Below are 16,903 nucleotides of genomic sequence, written 5' to 3' on the forward strand. Positions count from 1 at the left end.
TCCTCCTTTTTCCCAAACTCTCTCATTATACGATTGAAAATGAAAAATGTTTCATTTGATGAGAAAGCTCCGGCTTAACTGGCTGCCGGCAAACATGGTACACTTATGGCCAAAGGTATTTTATCACAATACTGGATGACAGAAAAACTTAAATATGACAGCAAAGGGGATATGGGATATGACCGATCAGCGCCGTAATGTTTATTTTTTTCACAAACAAGACCAAAAAACAAACGAACAAGCCAGCTCTTTAATACAATTGGCTGAAGAGCACGGATTTACGGTTGTGAACCATCAGTCAGACGCCGATATTATTGCCAGCACTGGCGGGGACGGTTCATTTTTGCAGGCAGTCAGAAAAACGAATTTCCGTGACGACTGCTTGTATGTCGGCATTACCAAAAAGGGGAAAGCTCATTTATATTGCGACTTTTATAGTGATGAGCGGGAAAAATTGGTCGATGCGATGACGTTTGAACAATTAGAAGTCAGAAAATATCCGCTGATTGAAGTGGCAGTGGATAACGCCAGCCCTTTTCACTGCTTAAACGAGGTCTCCATCCGTTCAAGCATCATTAAAACCTTTGTCATGGATGTGCTGATTGATGATCTGCACTTTGAAACGTTTAGAGGTGACGGAATGATCATCTCAACCCCTACAGGCAGCACCGCTTATAATAAGTCTGTAGCAGGAGCGGTTGTTGATCCGCTGCTCCCATGCATGCAGGTATCTGAGCTTGCCTCACTCAACAATAATACCTACCGGACACTCGGCTCGCCATTTGTCCTCAGTTCTGACCGAAAACTGACCCTTCGTGTGATACAGGACGGAAATGATCACCCAATCATCGGATTGGACAATGAAGCTCTCAGCACGAGAAACGTGAAAACAATCGAAATCAAACTGTCTGACAAAAAAATTAAAACAGTGAAACTAAAGGACAATTCATTCTGGGAGAAAGTGAAGCGTACCTTTTTATCGTAAGCAAAAAGGACAGGCAGCTGCCTGTCCTTTTATAAATTCTCATACACAATCTGGCCGTTGATCACGGTTTTTTTTATGTCCAAAAGATGAAGCTGGGCGGGATCAATTGTAAAAGGATTATCACTAAGAACTGTAAAATCCGCGTCATAGCCTTCTGCAATCTTTCCGCGTGACTCCTCTTTATAAATGATCCGGGCGCTTCCTTCCGTATAGAGCTTTATCGCTTCATATACAGATAAACATTCGCTTTCATTATAGCTTGGCCCGTTCTGCTCATGACTGCTTTTCCTAAGCACCGCCGACTGGATGCCAAGAAGCGGGTCAACAGGCTCTATCGGGGCGTCTGAACCGCCCGCGCATAAAATGCCTTTAGACATCAACGTTTTCCAAGCAAAAGCTGTGTTCATCCTGTCTTCTCCAAGACGGTCAATGACCCACGGAAAATCACTGGCGACGAAATGAGGCTGAAGATCAAGTGCGATCGGCATCCGTGCTGCTCTTTCAATTAATTCGTCGTTCAGCACTTGCGCATGAATCAGCCGGTCATGCCGTCCGTTTGCGGGCGGATGTTTTTCAGCTGCATTCAGCACTTTTTCAAAAGCGAGATCACCGATTGCGTGAACCGCAACCTCCATGCCTTTTTCTCTCGCTTTTTGAACGAGCCGGGCAAGGGTTTCATCATCATGAACTTGAACCCCGCTAGTGGACGGATCGTCCTGATAGGGTGCTTTCAATAAAGCGGTTCTCCCGCCAAGCGCTCCATCTGCAAAGATTTTCATTGCACCGAACTCCACATACGGGCCGATTGGCTTCTCTAGCTGCTCCCATCGATCGACTGCTTCATGATGAACGAGCAAATGGCAGCGGAACGGGTACGCCCCGCTTGCAGCAGCTTTCTCATACGCTTTCATCGGCACAGAAGCATCGCCGTAATAGGACAAGTCTTCCGAATGCCCTCCCGTCAGGCCTTTTGCCCAGCAATCCTTTATCGCAGCCGTAAGCGCCTCATCAACATAGTGCTGAGAGACTGGCGGGACAGCTTTCAAAATTAAATCCTGCGCCTTATCAAACAGAAGTCCGGACGGCTCACCATTTGCATCTTTTACAATGACTCCCCCTTCAGGGTCGGGCGTGTTTCTTGAAATTCCTGCTGCTTGAAGGGCTGCAGAATTGACAGCTATCGCATGCCGGCATATTCGTTTGAGTAAGACGGGCCTGTCTGGAAATAAATGATCAAGATCATGCTTAACCAAATAGTCCGGTGTCTTAAATTGATTTTCATTCCAGCCCTCTCCAATGAGCCAATCGCCCTCAGAGAGCTGCGCTTCTCTTTCCTTGGCAGCCTGTAAAATCGCTTCTTTCGACGTTAGCGCGGACAGATCAAGCTGGAGCTGTTTTTCACCGTGGCCGATCAAATGCAAATGGCTGTCGACAAAACCCGGAAGCATGACCGCTCCGTCCAGATTGATTTCTTCCGTTTCCGGAGACCCGTACTTTTTCTTTAGACATTCATAGCTGCCAGTGCCCTTTATGACACCGTCCTCAACATAAACTGCCTCTGTCCGATCGTCTTCTTCGAGCATCGTATAAATGAAACCGCCGTGCCATATCGCCTTCACTTCACGTTCACTCTCTTTCGTTATGCCTTTTTATTGGCTTTGAGCTGTTCTTCGCGTTGTCGTAATTCCACTCGTCTGATTTTTGCAGAAGCCGTTTTCGGCAGGCTTTCTACAAATTCAATCTCTCTTGGATATTTGTAAGGAGCAGTGATTGTCTTCACATGATTTTGCAGCGTTTTGACAAGCTCATCACTGCGTTTATCGTAATCTTGCAGAACAACGTATGCCTTAACGATTGAGCCTCTGATTTCATCCGGGCTTGCAACAACCGCACATTCTTTCACTTCAGGGTGCTTAACAAGCGCATCCTCCACTTCGAATGGCCCGATCGTATAGCCGGAGCTGATGATAATATCGTCATTGCGGCTTTCAAACCAGAAGTATCCGTCTTCATCTTTTTTGGCTCTGTCTCCTGTGAGGAAATAATCGCCGCGAATTTGCTTTTTCATTCTTTCCGGATCTTTGTAATATTCCTTAAAGAGCGCCGGTGTACTCAAATGAACTGCGATATCGCCAACCTCACCCGTTTTACAGATTTCGCCGTCTTCGTTAATGATCTCAACCTGATTGCCCGGTGTCGGTTTTCCCATGCTCCCTGGTTTAATATCTGTATCTTTTAAGACACCGACTAACAGTGTGCTTTCTGTTTGGCCATATCCGTCCCGCACCTTAATGCCAAAGTGCTTTTGGAACACATCAATGACTTCGCGGTTGAGCGGTTCACCTGCGGAAACAGCGCTATGCAAAGCAGAAAGATCATAGCGGTCTAAGCCATCGACCTTCGCCATTAAGCGGTATTCTGTCGGCGTACAGCAGAAAACATTGATTTTGTAGCGGTTTAACAGTTCTAAATATTTTTCCGCTTTGAATCGGCCGTAGTATATAAAACCTGTCGCTCCGCTGCCGAGTGTCGCTAAAAACGGGCTCCACACCCACTTTTGCCAGCCAGGAGCAGCAGTCGCCCAGACGGTATCCTTTTCAGAAATATCAAGCCAAGCGCCGGCAGATGTTTTTAAATGAGCAAATGCCCAACCGTGTGTATGTACAACACCTTTAGGCTGACCGGTTGTCCCAGATGTGTAAGATAAGAAAGCCATATCTTCTCTAGTTGTGTCAGCTGTTTGGAATTGGCTTCCGTCTGCTTCAATCGATAAGAGATTTTTCCAGCCGGCATCGTTTTCGCCAATAGACAGCTTAATCAGTTTGTCAGCCGTACTGACATCACGGAAGGCGCCAATAAATGCAGAATAGACGATAGCGCCTTTTACTTCCGCATGTTCAATCCGGTATTCAAGATCTTTCGCACGAAGCATTTCGGAACACGGGATGACAACCATTCCTGATTTCAGGATAGCCAAATAAACAGCATAGGCTTCAAGCACCCGCGGAACCATTACAATCAGCTTATCTCCCTTTTTAAACCCAAGGTCAGCCAAAGCCGCCCCGATTTTATTTGTTTCTTCCATCAGCTTTTCATATGACCAAGATTTTTGTGTACCTGACTCATCTTCCCATAGAAGAGCGGTTTTTTGTCCAGCAGCACTGAACTTTTCCATTTCATTCACTAAGTTGTATTGCATAGGTGCAATTAAATCTTCTCGTTTTAACACGAACAACTCCTCACTTTCTCCACCCATTATACATAAATTCAGGTCCTTTTCGTAAGGATATGCCTAAAAATAAGCTGCGTAAACATAGATTTTATAGGCCGCTAGTCCTTTTTTATATATAAAAACGAAAAAGAGTGGGGATATCCCCCACTCCTAAGCCATTATGTGAAATTGTAAATTAGAATTGTCCTCCGCCCATGTTTTGTTGAGCAAAAGATACAAGACGTTTAGTGATCTCTCCCCCAACAGAACCGTTAGCGCGAGAAGTTGTGTCTGCTCCAAGGTTTACACCGAATTCAGAAGCGATTTCTAATTTCATTTGGTCGATAGCTTGAGCAGCTCCTGGTACTAGAAGTTGGTTACTGCTGTTACCGTTTTGACTGTTTTGTGCCATGTGTCTCACCTCCTTGTGAGTATAGAATGTGTTAAAACACATGGCTTCATTCAGAAAAACTTTGGTAATTGTATACAGGAGCTGCAGCTGATTTAAAAGAGTTCCATGAATTTATCGTTTGCTTCTTGTTCGCTATACAGTGTCACTGTCTCAATGTTTTCAACTGCTTCTTGGATATACGGCTCAAAATCAACAAAGCTTTCATAGTGTTCGATTTTTTCTTTTTTAGGGCGTGTTTTCGGACTAGGCGGCGTAAAGATCGTACAGCAGTCCTCAAACGGCTGAATGCTCGTCTCATACGTACCGATTTCCCTTGATTTTTCAATGATTTCTGTTTTATCCATGCCGATTAACGGACGCAAAATCGGTGTTGACGTCACCGCATTAATTGCATACATGCTTTCAAGCGTTTGGCTCGCTACCTGGCCGAGGCTTTCTCCCGTAATGATAGCAAGCCCGTTTCTCTTTTCTCTGATTCTGTCTGCAATTTGGAGCATGAGGCGGCGGGTTGCCGTCATTGTGTAGTTTTCGGGAATTTGTTTTTGGATCAGCTCCTGCGTTTTTGTAAACGGTACAATATGAAGCGTCATGCTTCCGCCGAAATGGGCCAGGCATTTTGCCAGATCCATTACCTTTTGCTTTGCGCGCTCGCTTGTGTACGGCGGGCTGAAGAAATGAACAGCTTCTACTGATATTCCTCGTTTCATCGCATAAAAACCGGCGACAGGGCTGTCAAAACCGCCGGAAAGCATCAGCATTGCTTTGCCTGCTGAACCAACTGGCAGGCCGCCTGCTCCTTTTTCATTGCGAATCGTCAAAAACGTCGCTTCCTCCCTGATTTCGATTCTGAGCGGGATATCAGGGTTGCGGACATCGACGGTCAATCCTTCTGTATGCCGCAAAATATGGCCGCCGACTTCAGCATTCATTTGATTGGTATCTAATTCAAATTGTTTATATGCTCTTTTTGTCTCTACTTTAAACGTATCACCAGGCTGATACTGGTCCTCTATCGCCTTTAGAGCAGTAGCTTTTATCTCATCAAGACGGCTGTCACACTTAATCGCCAGGCTGAAGCTTTGAATGCCAAACACCTGCTTTAAATGAGGGAAAAGAGCCTCAGGATCTTGGCCATTTAATGTAATCGTCATCCGGTCCCGATTGGAAAAGTATTTTAAGTTCGGATAGTCTTTCAAAACGAGTCTGATGTTTTGCTTTAAGCGCTCAATAAAGCTTTTTCTGTTTTTGCCTTTAGTCGAAATTTCCCCAAAACGAATTAATATATGATCGTAATTCATGTTCTACCTCATCATTTTCTTTAATTTTTTGATGCCAGGAACGAGTGCGTCCATAAAAGGTTCTGCCACTTCGCTTGTTTGGCTGTAATGTAAGCTGATTCTGATGCTGCTTCCGGCAACTTGCTCTCCCTTGCCCATCTGTAAGAGAACTTTGCTGGGCTTATTTTCTTTTGCCGAGCAGGCTGATGTCGTTGAGACGAATATATGCTGTTCCTCGAGCATGTGTAAAAGCACCTCTGCTTTGATTCCCGGGACAGAGAAATTAATAATATGCGGCGCGCTATTCATTTGAGGCGTGCTGACAACAACGCCTTCAGTTTCACTCAGCCTTTTCATAAACAATTCCTTTGCAGCAGCCATCGTGCCAAGCCGTGTTTCAAAATCAGCAGCGGCAAGATTAATGGCTTTGGCAAGCGAAACCGCACCCGCTGTATGTTCCGTCCCTGCTCGTATGCCTTTTTGCTGAGAGCCTCCCGTTATTAGCGGAATAAGGCGTGTTCCTTCTTTTACGATAAGCGCCCCCGTCCCCTTCAAGCCGTGAATTTTATGCCCGGAAATCGAACAAAGGTCAATGCCGGACGTTTCAATAGCCAGAGGCACTTTATAGATGCCTTGCACATAATCGACATGAAACAAAATGTTCGGGTGCTCTTTCAGCATTTCTCCCGCCTCTTCAACCGGCTGCACGGAACCAACTTCATTGTTCACATGCATCATGCTGACAAGCACGGTATCCGGACGGATCGATTGTTTTAGCTCTTCAATTGATACAAAACCATCTTCGTTCACCGAAAGATAAGTAACATCAAACCCGAATAACTCTTGCAGCTGTTCTAACGATTCCGTAACGGACGGATGTTCAATAGAAGTGGCAATGATATGTTTTCCTGCTTTTATTTTTGACAAAGCCGCTCCTTTTAAAGCCAAATTATTAGCTTCTGTAGCGCCTGACGTAAATACAATATCATAATTCTTTAGGCCCATGGCTCTTTTTATCTGCTGTTTAGCTGCCTGAAGCAGCTGTTCCGTTTCAGCTCCATACCTGTGCAAAGATGAAGGATTTCCAAAATACCGCCGGCTTGTTTGTTCATATGTATTCAAGACGTCATCATAAGGTTTGGTCGTTGAACTATTGTCTAAATATAACATCTTTTTACTCCTTTAACATGAAAGCGATACAAAACTAATTTTATATGTTACCATAACAAATTATTGCTGAAAAAGTAAATGAAATTACTATTGACTTCTTCATTCATTCACATATAATTAAATTTGTTACTTTCGTCATATTATCTGACAATTAATTGACAGAATATTCTACCATAGTAAATTTAGGAGGACTTATACGTTATGAAATCATCAATATCAGCCAAGGAAACGATCGCCATCGGGCTTATGCTTTTTGCGTTGTTCTTTGGCGCAGGAAATATGATATTTCCGCCGGAACTTGGACAGGCAGCCGGGGAAAATGTTTGGAAAGCGATGACAGGATTTCTTGTGACGGGTGTCGGTCTGCCGCTTTTAGGTGTTGTAGCTGTTGCATTAACAGGTACAGATGCTAAAGGCCTTGCTGATAAGGCACATCCGGTCTTTGGAACCATATTTACAATCGTTCTTTATTTAACAATCGGACCGTTGTTTGCGATTCCGCGAACAGGCACTGTTTCTTATGAAATTGCGGCTGTACCTTTTGTTAGCGGCATGCCTGCATGGCTCACACTTCTTATTTTTACGTTTCTTTTCTTTGCTGTTACGTACTATTTGGCTTTAAATCCTACAAAGCTAGTTGACAGAGTCGGCAAGGTATTAACTCCTATTTTACTTGCTGTCATTGCAATCTTAGTCATCAAAAGCATCGTGACGCCTATGGGAAGCGTTCAGTCACCGCTTGAAACATATGCTTCCGGATCATTGTTCAAAGGATTTTTAGAAGGATATAAAACAATGGACGCACTTGCTTCTATCGTGTTCGGAATTGTTGTTGTGAATGCCGTTAAGGATAGAGGCATTACCAGCCGTAAATCAGTTGCTTCCGTATGTATTAAAGCCGGACTTGTGGCAGCAGTAGGACTTGGCCTGGTTTACGTTTCGCTTGCATACTTAGGAGCTACAAGCACAGATTCTATCGGACTTCTCGGGGCAGGAAGCAAAATTTTATCAGCATCATCACAGCACCTGTTCGGATCTTTGGGAAATATCATTTTAGGCGTCGCTATCCTATTCGCATGCTTGACTACAAGCATTGGCCTTGTCTCTTCATGCGGAAATTATTTCTCAAAACTGATTCCTTCATTATCTTATAAAGCCGTTGTAACGATTGTCACTGTGTTCAGCTTTATTATTTCTAACTTTGGGCTGTCAAATATCATTTTGTTCTCAGTTCCTATTTTATCAGCTATTTATCCATTAGCAATTGTTATCATTTTGCTATCATTTATCGAAAAATTATTCAAAGGCAGACGTGAAGTATATATCCTTTGTTTGATTGCAACTGGTATTTTTAGTATTATCGATGGCCTGAATGCTGCAAGCATTCCGATCGGTTCTTTAAATAAGATTCTCAGTGAATCGCTGCCATTTTACAGCTTAGGGTTTGGCTGGGTCATCCCTGCAATCATTGGAGGCATCGCCGGTTATCTGATTTCTCTTGCTACCGGTTCAAATAAAAAGCCTGCTAATATCAGCTAGTAAAGACGAAAAGCCTTATTGGACATGCATCCAATAAGGCTTTTTTATCTGCAATTTATTGATATTGCCGCTGTTTTGTCTTTTGTGATTCTATTTTTCGAACAGAACCTGGTGCGGCTTTTTCAACCGCGGCCGCTGCAATTTCATATGCTTCACTGTAGTCATATTCATAAAAACGTCTTTCCGCTTCTTTCAGCTGTTCAGATAAAATATGATTCTGGCTTCTGAACCGGTTTCCAAACTGAATGATTTTTTCAATGAGGACTACCTGATCGACAAGTTCCTCTGATTCCCGGCTCGCCCTGTTGACGATTTCTTCTGCTTGCTGCAAATGGGCTCCGGCTTCTTCCATATTTAATGGAAGTTCGTTTAGTTGGTTGACTGTTTCTTGAATATGATGATATGCGTTTTCCAGCATCTCTTGAATATGGCTTGGAACGCCTGGAATATTGCTTGTCTTTAGCAATCTTGCTGTCTCAGAAATTGTTTTTTTCAAATTGCCGAGCGTCTCTCTCGCCTGAAGCTCTTCTTTTCTCAATGCTTGCAGGTTTTCACGGTATTCCGCATGCTCTTTTTTCACTTCTTCAATCTGCGTCTCTATTGAAGCAACCTCTTCTACTAAAAGCGAATAGGCGACGTGCTCTGCATCGAGCTTATCTTTAACAGATGAAAGCAGCTTGCCAATTTCATCAAGACGCTTTTCAAAAGCCTGCTGTTTCCCAAGCTCGCCAGCTGTCAATCTGTAGCTTTCCTTCACCAGCTCAGTTTCTGTCTTTGTATGTTCTTTCTCTTCTTTCAGCTTGTCATAAGCAATAATCAATTCAGGCATTTTGCTTAGGACAGATTGGCCAGCTTCGACTTCACCCTCCAGCTGCTGATAAACAGCTTGAATGTTTTCGTCTATGAGCTGCAGAATTGCAGAGGCTTCATCAATATCCAGCTCAGTCAACAAGACATGTTCCGCCCGTTTCAGCTGATTTGACAGATTTTCCAGCTCCTTATCAAGCTGGATATGCTCAAGCCTATACCCTTTCTCCTTCATTTCGCGATAGCCGTCCTTGAGCTTCGCAATCTGTCCGGGCACCGTCTGTTTGCAGTCAGCTAACAGCTTCGGTACGTCATCTATATATGACTGAAGCCGATCAAGGTTACGGTCCTGCTCAAGCAGCACTTGTCGTGCGGCAATATAGTTTCCGCTTTCTGTTTCTTCCTCAAACTGTTTTATTCCGCTCCAAATGTCGTCAAGATCCTTTTCAAGGCTGTCATAGAGCTCTCCGTAAAGGTGGCTGTATGCGAGCAGGTTTTTTCGCGACTTTGAATAGCGTTCTCTCACCTGTTCAATCTCTTCACGGCTCTTTTCCTCACTTGTAACGAGGTCGCTGATTTCGCGAAGAATCTTTTCAATGTTCGATTCCGCAGCTGTCAGCAGGTCGTCGATATGAACGAGCACTTGATTAGCCTTTTTAAAACGGTATTTGTCTGCGTTTTCTTCGGCGTCATAAAGGAGCTCTTCGACCTTTGGCATGTGGGCTGTAACAATCTCATCCCATTCTTCACGCCACTTTTCAAAGAACTCTTCCGTCTGCCCCGTCATTTTTAAATGCTTGATTTTGGACATTTCTTCCACGATTGACCGATTTAGAATTTCAATCTTCCAGGATTCCAGCCGGTCAATTTCGCTGTAAATTTTTTTCCTGAAAAAGTAGCCTGCTGCAAACAGCGCAAGCAATACAATTAATAATCCAATGACAAACTCCATAATGAGCCCCCTTGCTGTTAACCTTAATCTGTCAGGGTGTTTTATTTATTCAGAAAGATTTCAGGATATGTATTGAGAAAAACTGTCGTTTTCATTGTTATTATGATACCATGTAACCAACATTTTTTGACCAGAAATCCAAAACTTTTTGTACGAAATCGGCAGGATTTGACTATTTTTTCATGGGGTGACACCAATGCAAAAGCGAGACGGACATATTCACACACCATTTTGCCCTCACGGCTCCGATGACACACTCAGACAATATGCTGAAGAGGCGCTAAAAAAAGGCTTTGAAACAATTACATTTACCGAACACGCCCCATTGCCGCCCTCATTTACTGATCCTACCCCGCTGAAAGACAGCGCAATGGCACAAGCCTCTCTGGAGCGCTATATCAATGAAATAACCGGATTAAAAAAAGAATATCGTGGACAGCTTACTATACAGACGGGCCTTGAGGTCGATTATATTGCTGGCTTTGAAGATGAAATCAAATTATTTCTGGATACATATGGGCCCTATTTAGATGACAGTATCCTATCCGTTCACTTTTTGCATGCAGGCTCTTCCTATCTGTGCCTTGATTATGATGAGCATACCTTTAAAGAGCTGATTTCAGCCTGCGGAAGTATTGAAGCTGTGTATGAGCAATATTACCGCAGTGTCTTTTCTTCCATTGTAGCACCTCTAGGCCGCTTTAAGCCAAAAAGAGTCGGTCATATCACACTCGTCCAAAAATTCATCAAACTGTTTCCATACAGCATGCCTGAATATATTCGCGGACTTGTTTCACAGTGCCTGAATGCTATTGAAAAAAATGAAATGGAGCTTGACTTCAATACTTCCGGCTTAAGAAAAACTCATGCTGGCGTCATTTATATCGAGGATTGGATGCTGAATGAAGCGAAGCAAAAAAAAATCCCGCTTGTGTTTGGGTCTGATGCCCATCAAGCGGGAGATATCGGGTACGCATATGACACGTTTTTGGAGCGGTTCTAATTGATCAGTGCCATGTCTCCTGTCCGGAAGACGCTTCTAATCCAAACTTTGATTTCTTCAAAATACATTTTATAAAAGTATGGCTCGTGCGGCTGCATGTAGAGCACTTCTGAGATATATTGAGGCTGGAGATATGGCATCATTAAGAGAGATTTTAATTGGAGAAGAAAATGGGGCAGCGGCAGCGTTAAATGTTCGCATCGTTTTTCTCCTTCCTCAATGACCAGCTGGAAGATATATTTTTCCTTCATTAAGTATGTGGACATGATTTCCCTGATTAGCGTGGAGTCAATCGTAACTTCCCGATAGACAAAACGAGTTAATTGACGATGGTTATGCTGATAGGATAAAATATCGAAAACCAATTGGAGAAGCTGTTCCTGCGTACTTTGAGAAGAGATAGTGCCTGCCGCTGTTTCAAGTGTTTTGCAATAGCCTTCGTAAAACTCTGAAACTAAGTATTCCATCAAACCTCCTTTGCCTTTAAAATAGTAGGAGATGTGCGCAACATTTACATCAGCTGACTTTGCGATTTCACGGACAGACGTACCAGAGAATCCTTTTTGGTTAAAGAGCATGACAGCAGATTCAATAATTTTGTCTTTGGTGCTTACTTTCATACGGCTCACTCCTTCCTCTTGATATTATTCAAGCAGAAGGCCTTTGTTCCTGTAAGAACTTATCGACAAATGCCGGCAGAAAAGCCGGAACTCTGTTTTATATTATAGAAAAAGTGAGGGTTTTCCATGTTCCATGTCGAAAAACAATCTGAAGATAAAGAAAAAAACTATCAGCTTCTGCTAAAACAGCTCGAAGCCATCATCGAAGACGAAACAGATCCTATTGCAAACTATGCAAATGCTTCAGCACTTCTGTACCACTCGCTGCCTGAAGTAAACTGGGCAGGTTTCTATTTTGCCAAAGAAGAGGATGGACAGCTTGTGCTAGGGCCATTCCAAGGTCTGCCGGCGTGTGTACGGATTCCTTTCGGCAGAGGCGTCTGCGGTACAGCGTATACAAATGGAAAAACAGAGCGTGTCGCAGATGTAAACGCGTTTCCGGGACATATCGCCTGCGATGCTGCGTCTCAATCAGAAATTGTGCTCCCGATTCATGTAAGCGGAAAAGTTGTCGGCGTCTTGGATATCGACAGCCCAATGAAAAACCGTTTCGATGAAATGGATGAAAAATATCTTTCGCAATTTGCCGAAACGCTTGAAAAAGCGTTGGCACAGTAATCGAAAAGCCCAAAACAATTTTTGTTTTGGGCTTTTTATTTTATTGATTCATGAATCATCAAACGGTTTTTTCCGCTTCGTTTCGCGCTGTACAGCGCTTCATCAGCCTCATGCACAAGCTCCTTTAGAGACTTTCTCGTTTCTGCTGTCCAGCAGGAGATCCCGCATGAAATCGTTACCTCGGGTTTCGTACTATTTCTGACCGCATCAATCAATTGCTCAGTAATCCGTTTTCCCATCGCAACAGGCGCATTCGGCAAATAAATCGCCAGCTCTTCGCCTCCCCAGCGGGCGCCTACATCTTGCTTTCGGATGTTGCTTTTCATCACCGAAGCGACTTGAATTAAAATCTCGTCTCCAGTTTGATGACCGTATGTATCATTTACATTCTTAAAATTATCAATATCAACCAGGATAAAGACACCCTTTTGGTCGACTTTCATGCTGTATTGAATTTTTTCATCTAAATATGCCCTTGAATACAGTTCAGTCAGCTGATCCGTTTTGACGAGATGCTCAAGGCGGTCGCGAAGCATTGAGTTGGTTACAGCCAATGTTGCGTGATGAATCAGCGCTTGAAACAGCTTGTACATTTCAAATGTAAAAGCGTACAATTCCTGTTTCAATAAAACAGCAAAGCCTAAAAGCCTGTCATTCTCAATCATTGGAGCTGCCATCAGCGAGCCGTAGCCGGCCTTTCCAAAAATAGACTGGCCATTCCCGTTGAAAATCCCTTTTTCTTCATACAGCTTCTCTTTCCATTCATCATATAAATCAAATGGCTTTTCTTCAAAAAACGCTGTGCTGCCAGGGAGCAATGCTAACTTTTCAAAATGGTCTATATAAAAAAAACCCACTTCTTCGGCCTGAAACGATTCTGCCATTCTTACAGCTAGATCATTCATCGTATCGGTCAATGTCAGTCCCTGATTCAGGCGGCGTGATGTTTCATTGATCAATTCCAAATTTGTGATGCTTGCTTTGGATTGTTCATAGAGCTGGGCATTTTCAAACGCCTTTCCCGCCGCGTTTGCTATCAGTGACATTTCATTAAGGCAGTCGTCGGTAATAAAACTGCCGTCCGTCCCCTCAGCCATCAGCACCCCATATGTTCCCTGTTGTCCTTTGATCGGAATGTAGGCTGCAGATTCATTTTTTCGCAACATATCCCCGGATAAATACACTTTGAGGGCAAAGGAATCGGATCCTTCTCCTTCCATATACAGCTCTTTTGCAGGAGCGCCTAAACATTGATCTTGATCGTGCGATATATAGAGGGAAAATTCAAAGAGAGAAAACGTGCGGGTCAAGCTTTCTAAAAGCTGCTTCAGCACTTCTGTCTGATCCAGCAGTGAATGGAAGAGCTCTGTCATTTTGTATATCTTTTTTTGATAGATCGTTTGATTATAGAGTTTTTCTTGTTTTATGGACTGGTTTAGAAATGAGGAAATCACGCCAGGAAGCCCTTCAGGCATCTCAATATCCTGCCTGCATTTCAGATGAAAGCGCCTGCCGCCGGTGTCTTCAATCAAATAACACGAGGCATTTACTTTCGAAGCTGAAAATGAAACTAGATCATCCGCCTGTTTTGAAGCAGAGGCGGATGGTGCCGGTGTAAGCGAAACACAAAGGGATGAAAAACAGGTCTGAAGAGCCGAGGTAAGCCATTTGAAAGAGTCGGTGAATGTAACTTTTTCCGATTTCGTTAATAAAAAATCGAGCATATGAGAATGAAAGGCGGATAATTGTTCTTTTGTTTGTTTTACCATATTTTTATCACCTGAAAGTTTACCCCTGATTTTTGTTTATTATATCATAAACGGCGAAGTGATAATGAAGGAATGGTTGACTTCAAAACAAATAAATTATATAATGACCTTTGTGTGAAATATTGCAGCCTTTTTGTTCAGCTTCTATGTTTTCATTTTGTTCCTTATCTATAAGGTGTATCGTGTAACTCTCTGCTGCTGGAGCGAGGATACATGAAAACAAAATGTACATGGTCGAATAGAGCAGACGGTTTTTATTTTCCACAAAAATAAAACCAAAGGAGGAGTCACATTATGGCTCGCTATACAGGTCCATCTTGGAAACTGTCCCGCCGTCTAGGAATCTCTCTTAGCGGTACAGGAAAAGAATTAGAAAAACGCCCTTACGCTCCAGGTCCACACGGCCCAGGACAACGCAAAAAATTATCAGAATACGGTTTGCAATTGCAAGAAAAGCAAAAGCTTCGTCACATGTACGGTGTAAACGAACGCCAATTCCGCACTTTGTTTGACAAAGCTGGCAAACAAGCTGGTAAACACGGTGAAAACTTCATGATTCTTTTAGATGCTCGTCTTGATAATGTTGTGTACAAGCTAGGTTTAGCACGTACTCGCCGTCAAGCTCGCCAATTGGTTAACCACGGTCACATTCTTGTAGACGGAAGCCGCGTTGACATCCCGTCTTACCAAGTAAAACCTGGTCAAACGATCGGTGTTCGTGAAAAATCAAGAAACCTTTCTATCATCAAAGAATCTGTTGAAGTAAACAACTTCGTTCCTGAATACCTTACATTCGATGCTGAAAAGCTTGAAGGTACTTTCACTCGTCTTCCTGAGCGTTCTGAACTTGCTCCGGAAATTAACGAAGCGCTTATCGTTGAGTTCTACTCTCGTTAATCGTTAAAACCCCCTGCCGCTACGCGGTGGGGGTTTTTTTATCGTCTGTTTCGTCTATTGCCTCTTGCTCGCCAACACTATCCCGCGTCTTTTGGTCCCAATAATCCCGCTGAAGCCTCTCTTTTGCAATTGTGCACATGAGATTCATGGTCAGCGCTCCTTTCTAAAAGGTGGTGATGATCATGTTTGCCCTTTCTAATTTACTCTTTTCCTGTTATTCATATGCGCTAAACAAAAAAAATCCTTTGCCTTTAGCGGCAAAGGATTTTTTCTTATTGATACGTCACAAGGAAGTATTTTTTCTTTCCGCGGCGCAGAACAGTAAATTGGTCCTCAATGCGGTCTTCAGCAGATAAAATATAATTCACTTCTGTCTGACGTTCGCCGTTAATGTAAACAGCCCCGTTTTGAATGTCTTCACGCGCTTGTCGTTTAGAAGGAGATAATTTAGATTGCACCAACACATCGACTAGTGAAAGTTCTTGGCTGCTGTCAGCTTCCATTGATGGAACATCTTTAAAGCCGACTTTTACGTCTTGGGCGGAAAGCTCTTTAATATTGCCGCTGAACAACGCTTGGGAAATATTGATAGCTTGCTTCAGCGCCTCATCTCCATGAACGAGCGCTGTCACTTCTTCTGCCAGACGTTTTTGCGCTTCACGCTTTTCAGGCGCCGTTTCTGTTTTCTCAGCATATGCTTCAATATCCTCTTTTGATAGGAATGTGAAGTATTTCAAGTATTTGATAACATCACGGTCATCTGTGTTGATCCAGAATTGATAGAATTCATAAGGCGATGTTTTGTCCTTATCAAGCCAGATCGCGCCGCCTTCCGTTTTTCCGAATTTCGTGCCATCTGCTTTTGTGACAAGCGGAATGGTAAGACCGAACGCTTTCGCTCCCTCTTCTTCTGATTTTCTAATCAATTCAAGCCCCGCTGTGATGTTGCCCCACTGATCGCTTCCGCCGATTTGCAATTTACAGTTTTTATCTCTGTATAAATTTAAGAAATCATAAGATTGAAGAATCATGTAGCTGAATTCCGTGTATGAAATGCCGGATTCAATTCTCGAGCTGACTGTGTCTTTTGCCAGCATGTAATTGATGCCGAAGTTTTTGCCGACATCACGAAGGAAGTCGACTACATTCATTTTGCCGATCCAATCAAAGTTGTTCGCGATGACAGCTGGGTTTTCTGCTGCGTCGAAATCCAGAAATCTGGACAGCTGGTTTTTGATTTTTTGGGACCACTCGGATACGATGTCAGCTGTATTTAATGTACGCTCTGCCTTTTTCCCGCTCGGATCACCGATAAGCCCCGTTGCGCCGCCCACAAGCGCAATTGGATGATGCCCCTCGAGCTGGAAACGGCGAAGTGTTAAAATAGGCAGCAAGTGTCCGATATGCAAGCTGTCTGCTGTCGGATCAAAACCTGAGTACAGGCGGATTTTCTCTTCATTCAGCTGTTTATTTAATCCTTTTTCATCTGTCATTTGCTGAATCAATCCGCGGAAGGATAAGTCTTCAAGTAAGTTTGTCATAAGAAAAAGCTCCTTTTTTGATTAAAATAAAAAACGCCCCTTCGTTTACACGAAGGGACGATTGATTATCGCGGTACCACCCTACTAATAAGAGAACGTAAA

Annotated in this window: 15 protein-coding genes and 1 other annotated feature (1 of these 16 running past the window's edge); of the genes, 5 read left to right on the forward strand and 10 right to left on the reverse strand. The window is 43.3% G+C overall.

Features of this window, described 5'->3' with window-relative positions:
* Positions 1-178 precede the first annotated feature (178 nt).
* Positions 179-985 carry an NAD kinase gene (locus BTW01_RS00495; protein ID WP_162101112.1) on the forward strand — a complete coding sequence of 269 codons (807 nt, stop codon included), beginning with the start codon at positions 179-181 and terminating at the stop codon, positions 983-985.
* Positions 986-1,014: 29 nt separating this feature from the next.
* Here the strand turns inward: BTW01_RS00495 and BTW01_RS00500 are convergent, their stop codons facing one another.
* From BTW01_RS00500 to BTW01_RS00520, 5 genes are all read right to left on the reverse strand, one after another.
* Positions 1,015-2,604, reverse strand: coding sequence for an amidohydrolase (locus BTW01_RS00500; protein ID WP_162101113.1), 1,590 nt, complete (start codon positions 2,602-2,604; stop codon positions 1,015-1,017).
* A 20-nt stretch (positions 2,605-2,624) separates the two neighbouring features.
* A complete protein-coding gene (gene mbcS, locus BTW01_RS00505; RefSeq protein WP_162101114.1) occupies positions 2,625-4,214 on the reverse strand; it encodes an acyl-CoA synthetase MbcS in 1,590 nt (529 codons plus the stop codon).
* Positions 4,215-4,392: 178 nt separating this feature from the next.
* Positions 4,393-4,608 (reverse strand): alpha/beta-type small acid-soluble spore protein, encoded by a 216-nt coding sequence (locus tag BTW01_RS00510; RefSeq protein ID WP_010329658.1) that lies wholly within the window; start codon positions 4,606-4,608, stop codon positions 4,393-4,395.
* 92 nt (positions 4,609-4,700) lie between these two features.
* Positions 4,701-5,906 carry a tRNA uracil 4-sulfurtransferase ThiI gene (gene thiI / locus BTW01_RS00515; RefSeq protein ID WP_162101115.1) on the reverse strand — a complete coding sequence of 402 codons (1,206 nt, stop codon included), beginning with the start codon at positions 5,904-5,906 and terminating at the stop codon, positions 4,701-4,703.
* A 3-nt stretch (positions 5,907-5,909) separates the two neighbouring features.
* Positions 5,910-7,055, reverse strand: a complete 1,146-nt coding sequence (locus tag BTW01_RS00520; protein ID WP_162101116.1) for a cysteine desulfurase family protein — start codon at positions 7,053-7,055, stop codon at positions 5,910-5,912.
* 201 nt (positions 7,056-7,256) lie between these two features.
* Between BTW01_RS00520 and brnQ the strand changes: the two genes are divergently transcribed.
* Positions 7,257-8,594: a branched-chain amino acid transport system II carrier protein gene (brnQ, locus tag BTW01_RS00525; RefSeq protein ID WP_162101117.1), complete on the forward strand. Its 1,338-nt coding sequence runs from the start codon at positions 7,257-7,259 to the stop codon at positions 8,592-8,594.
* A gap of 55 nt (positions 8,595-8,649) precedes the next feature.
* Here the strand turns inward: brnQ and ezrA are convergent, their stop codons facing one another.
* Complete coding sequence (gene ezrA, locus BTW01_RS00530) at positions 8,650-10,353, reverse strand: septation ring formation regulator EzrA (protein ID WP_162101118.1); 1,704 nt, start codon at positions 10,351-10,353, stop codon at positions 8,650-8,652.
* A gap of 196 nt (positions 10,354-10,549) precedes the next feature.
* Here ezrA and hisJ point away from each other — a divergent pair, with 196 nt between their 5' ends.
* Positions 10,550-11,356 carry a histidinol-phosphatase HisJ gene (gene hisJ / locus BTW01_RS00535; RefSeq protein ID WP_162101119.1) on the forward strand — a complete coding sequence of 269 codons (807 nt, stop codon included), beginning with the start codon at positions 10,550-10,552 and terminating at the stop codon, positions 11,354-11,356.
* On the opposite strand, the gene refZ is transcribed toward hisJ, so the two are convergent.
* On the reverse strand, positions 11,353-11,976 hold the full coding sequence (refZ, locus tag BTW01_RS00540) for a forespore capture DNA-binding protein RefZ (RefSeq protein ID WP_162101120.1): 624 nt from the start codon (positions 11,974-11,976) through the stop codon (positions 11,353-11,355). The two genes, hisJ and refZ, sit on opposite strands and share 4 nt — an antisense overlap.
* 126 nt (positions 11,977-12,102) lie before the next feature.
* Between refZ and BTW01_RS00545 the strand changes: the two genes are divergently transcribed.
* Complete coding sequence (locus tag BTW01_RS00545; RefSeq protein ID WP_162101121.1) at positions 12,103-12,594, forward strand: GAF domain-containing protein; 492 nt, start codon at positions 12,103-12,105, stop codon at positions 12,592-12,594.
* Positions 12,595-12,629: 35 nt separating this feature from the next.
* Here BTW01_RS00545 and BTW01_RS00550 read toward each other — a convergent pair whose 3' ends face one another.
* Entirely contained in the window at positions 12,630-14,363 is a 1,734-nt protein-coding gene (locus BTW01_RS00550) for a diguanylate cyclase domain-containing protein (RefSeq protein ID WP_162101122.1), read from the reverse strand.
* Between the two features lie 294 nt (positions 14,364-14,657).
* On the opposite strand from BTW01_RS00550, the gene rpsD reads away from it, so the two are divergent.
* On the forward strand, positions 14,658-15,260 hold the full coding sequence (rpsD, locus tag BTW01_RS00560) for a 30S ribosomal protein S4 (RefSeq protein ID WP_162101124.1): 603 nt from the start codon (positions 14,658-14,660) through the stop codon (positions 15,258-15,260).
* A gap of 19 nt (positions 15,261-15,279) precedes the next feature.
* On the opposite strand, the gene sr7p is transcribed toward rpsD, so the two are convergent.
* Complete coding sequence (gene sr7p / locus BTW01_RS18600; protein WP_258894762.1) at positions 15,280-15,408, reverse strand: small protein SR7P; 129 nt, start codon at positions 15,406-15,408, stop codon at positions 15,280-15,282.
* Between the two features lie 124 nt (positions 15,409-15,532).
* Positions 15,533-16,801 (reverse strand): tyrosine--tRNA ligase, encoded by a 1,269-nt coding sequence (tyrS, locus tag BTW01_RS00565; protein WP_162101125.1) that lies wholly within the window; start codon positions 16,799-16,801, stop codon positions 15,533-15,535.
* Positions 16,802-16,851: 50 nt separating this feature from the next.
* Positions 16,852-16,903 (reverse strand) — a binding site (T-box leader) (it continues 186 nt past the right edge of the window).

Origin of the sequence: Bacillus sp. SKDU12 (assembly GCF_010093085.1) — a bacterium.
GTDB classification, from domain to species: Bacteria; Bacillota; Bacilli; order Bacillales; family Bacillaceae; genus Bacillus; species Bacillus mexicanus.

Excerpts from the sequence above, each read along its gene's own strand:
- BTW01_RS00495 (WP_162101112.1), top strand. The coding sequence starts at position 179 with ATGACCGATCAGCGCCGTAATGTTTATTTTTTTCACAAACAAGACCAA.
- BTW01_RS00510 (WP_010329658.1), bottom strand. The coding sequence starts at position 4,608 with ATGGCACAAAACAGTCAAAACGGTAACAGCAGTAACCAACTTCTAGTA.
- thiI (WP_162101115.1), bottom strand. The coding sequence starts at position 5,906 with ATGAATTACGATCATATATTAATTCGTTTTGGGGAAATTTCGACTAAA.
- BTW01_RS00520 (WP_162101116.1), bottom strand. The coding sequence starts at position 7,055 with ATGTTATATTTAGACAATAGTTCAACGACCAAACCTTATGATGACGTC.
- brnQ (WP_162101117.1), top strand. The coding sequence starts at position 7,257 with ATGAAATCATCAATATCAGCCAAGGAAACGATCGCCATCGGGCTTATG.
- ezrA (WP_162101118.1), bottom strand. The coding sequence starts at position 10,353 with ATGGAGTTTGTCATTGGATTATTAATTGTATTGCTTGCGCTGTTTGCA.
- hisJ (WP_162101119.1), top strand. The coding sequence starts at position 10,550 with ATGCAAAAGCGAGACGGACATATTCACACACCATTTTGCCCTCACGGC.
- refZ (WP_162101120.1), bottom strand. The coding sequence starts at position 11,976 with ATGAAAGTAAGCACCAAAGACAAAATTATTGAATCTGCTGTCATGCTC.
- BTW01_RS00545 (WP_162101121.1), top strand. The coding sequence starts at position 12,103 with ATGTTCCATGTCGAAAAACAATCTGAAGATAAAGAAAAAAACTATCAG.
- BTW01_RS00550 (WP_162101122.1), bottom strand. The coding sequence starts at position 14,363 with ATGGTAAAACAAACAAAAGAACAATTATCCGCCTTTCATTCTCATATG.
- rpsD (WP_162101124.1), top strand. The coding sequence starts at position 14,658 with ATGGCTCGCTATACAGGTCCATCTTGGAAACTGTCCCGCCGTCTAGGA.
- sr7p (WP_258894762.1), bottom strand. The coding sequence starts at position 15,408 with ATGAATCTCATGTGCACAATTGCAAAAGAGAGGCTTCAGCGGGATTAT.
- tyrS (WP_162101125.1), bottom strand. The coding sequence starts at position 16,801 with ATGACAAACTTACTTGAAGACTTATCCTTCCGCGGATTGATTCAGCAA.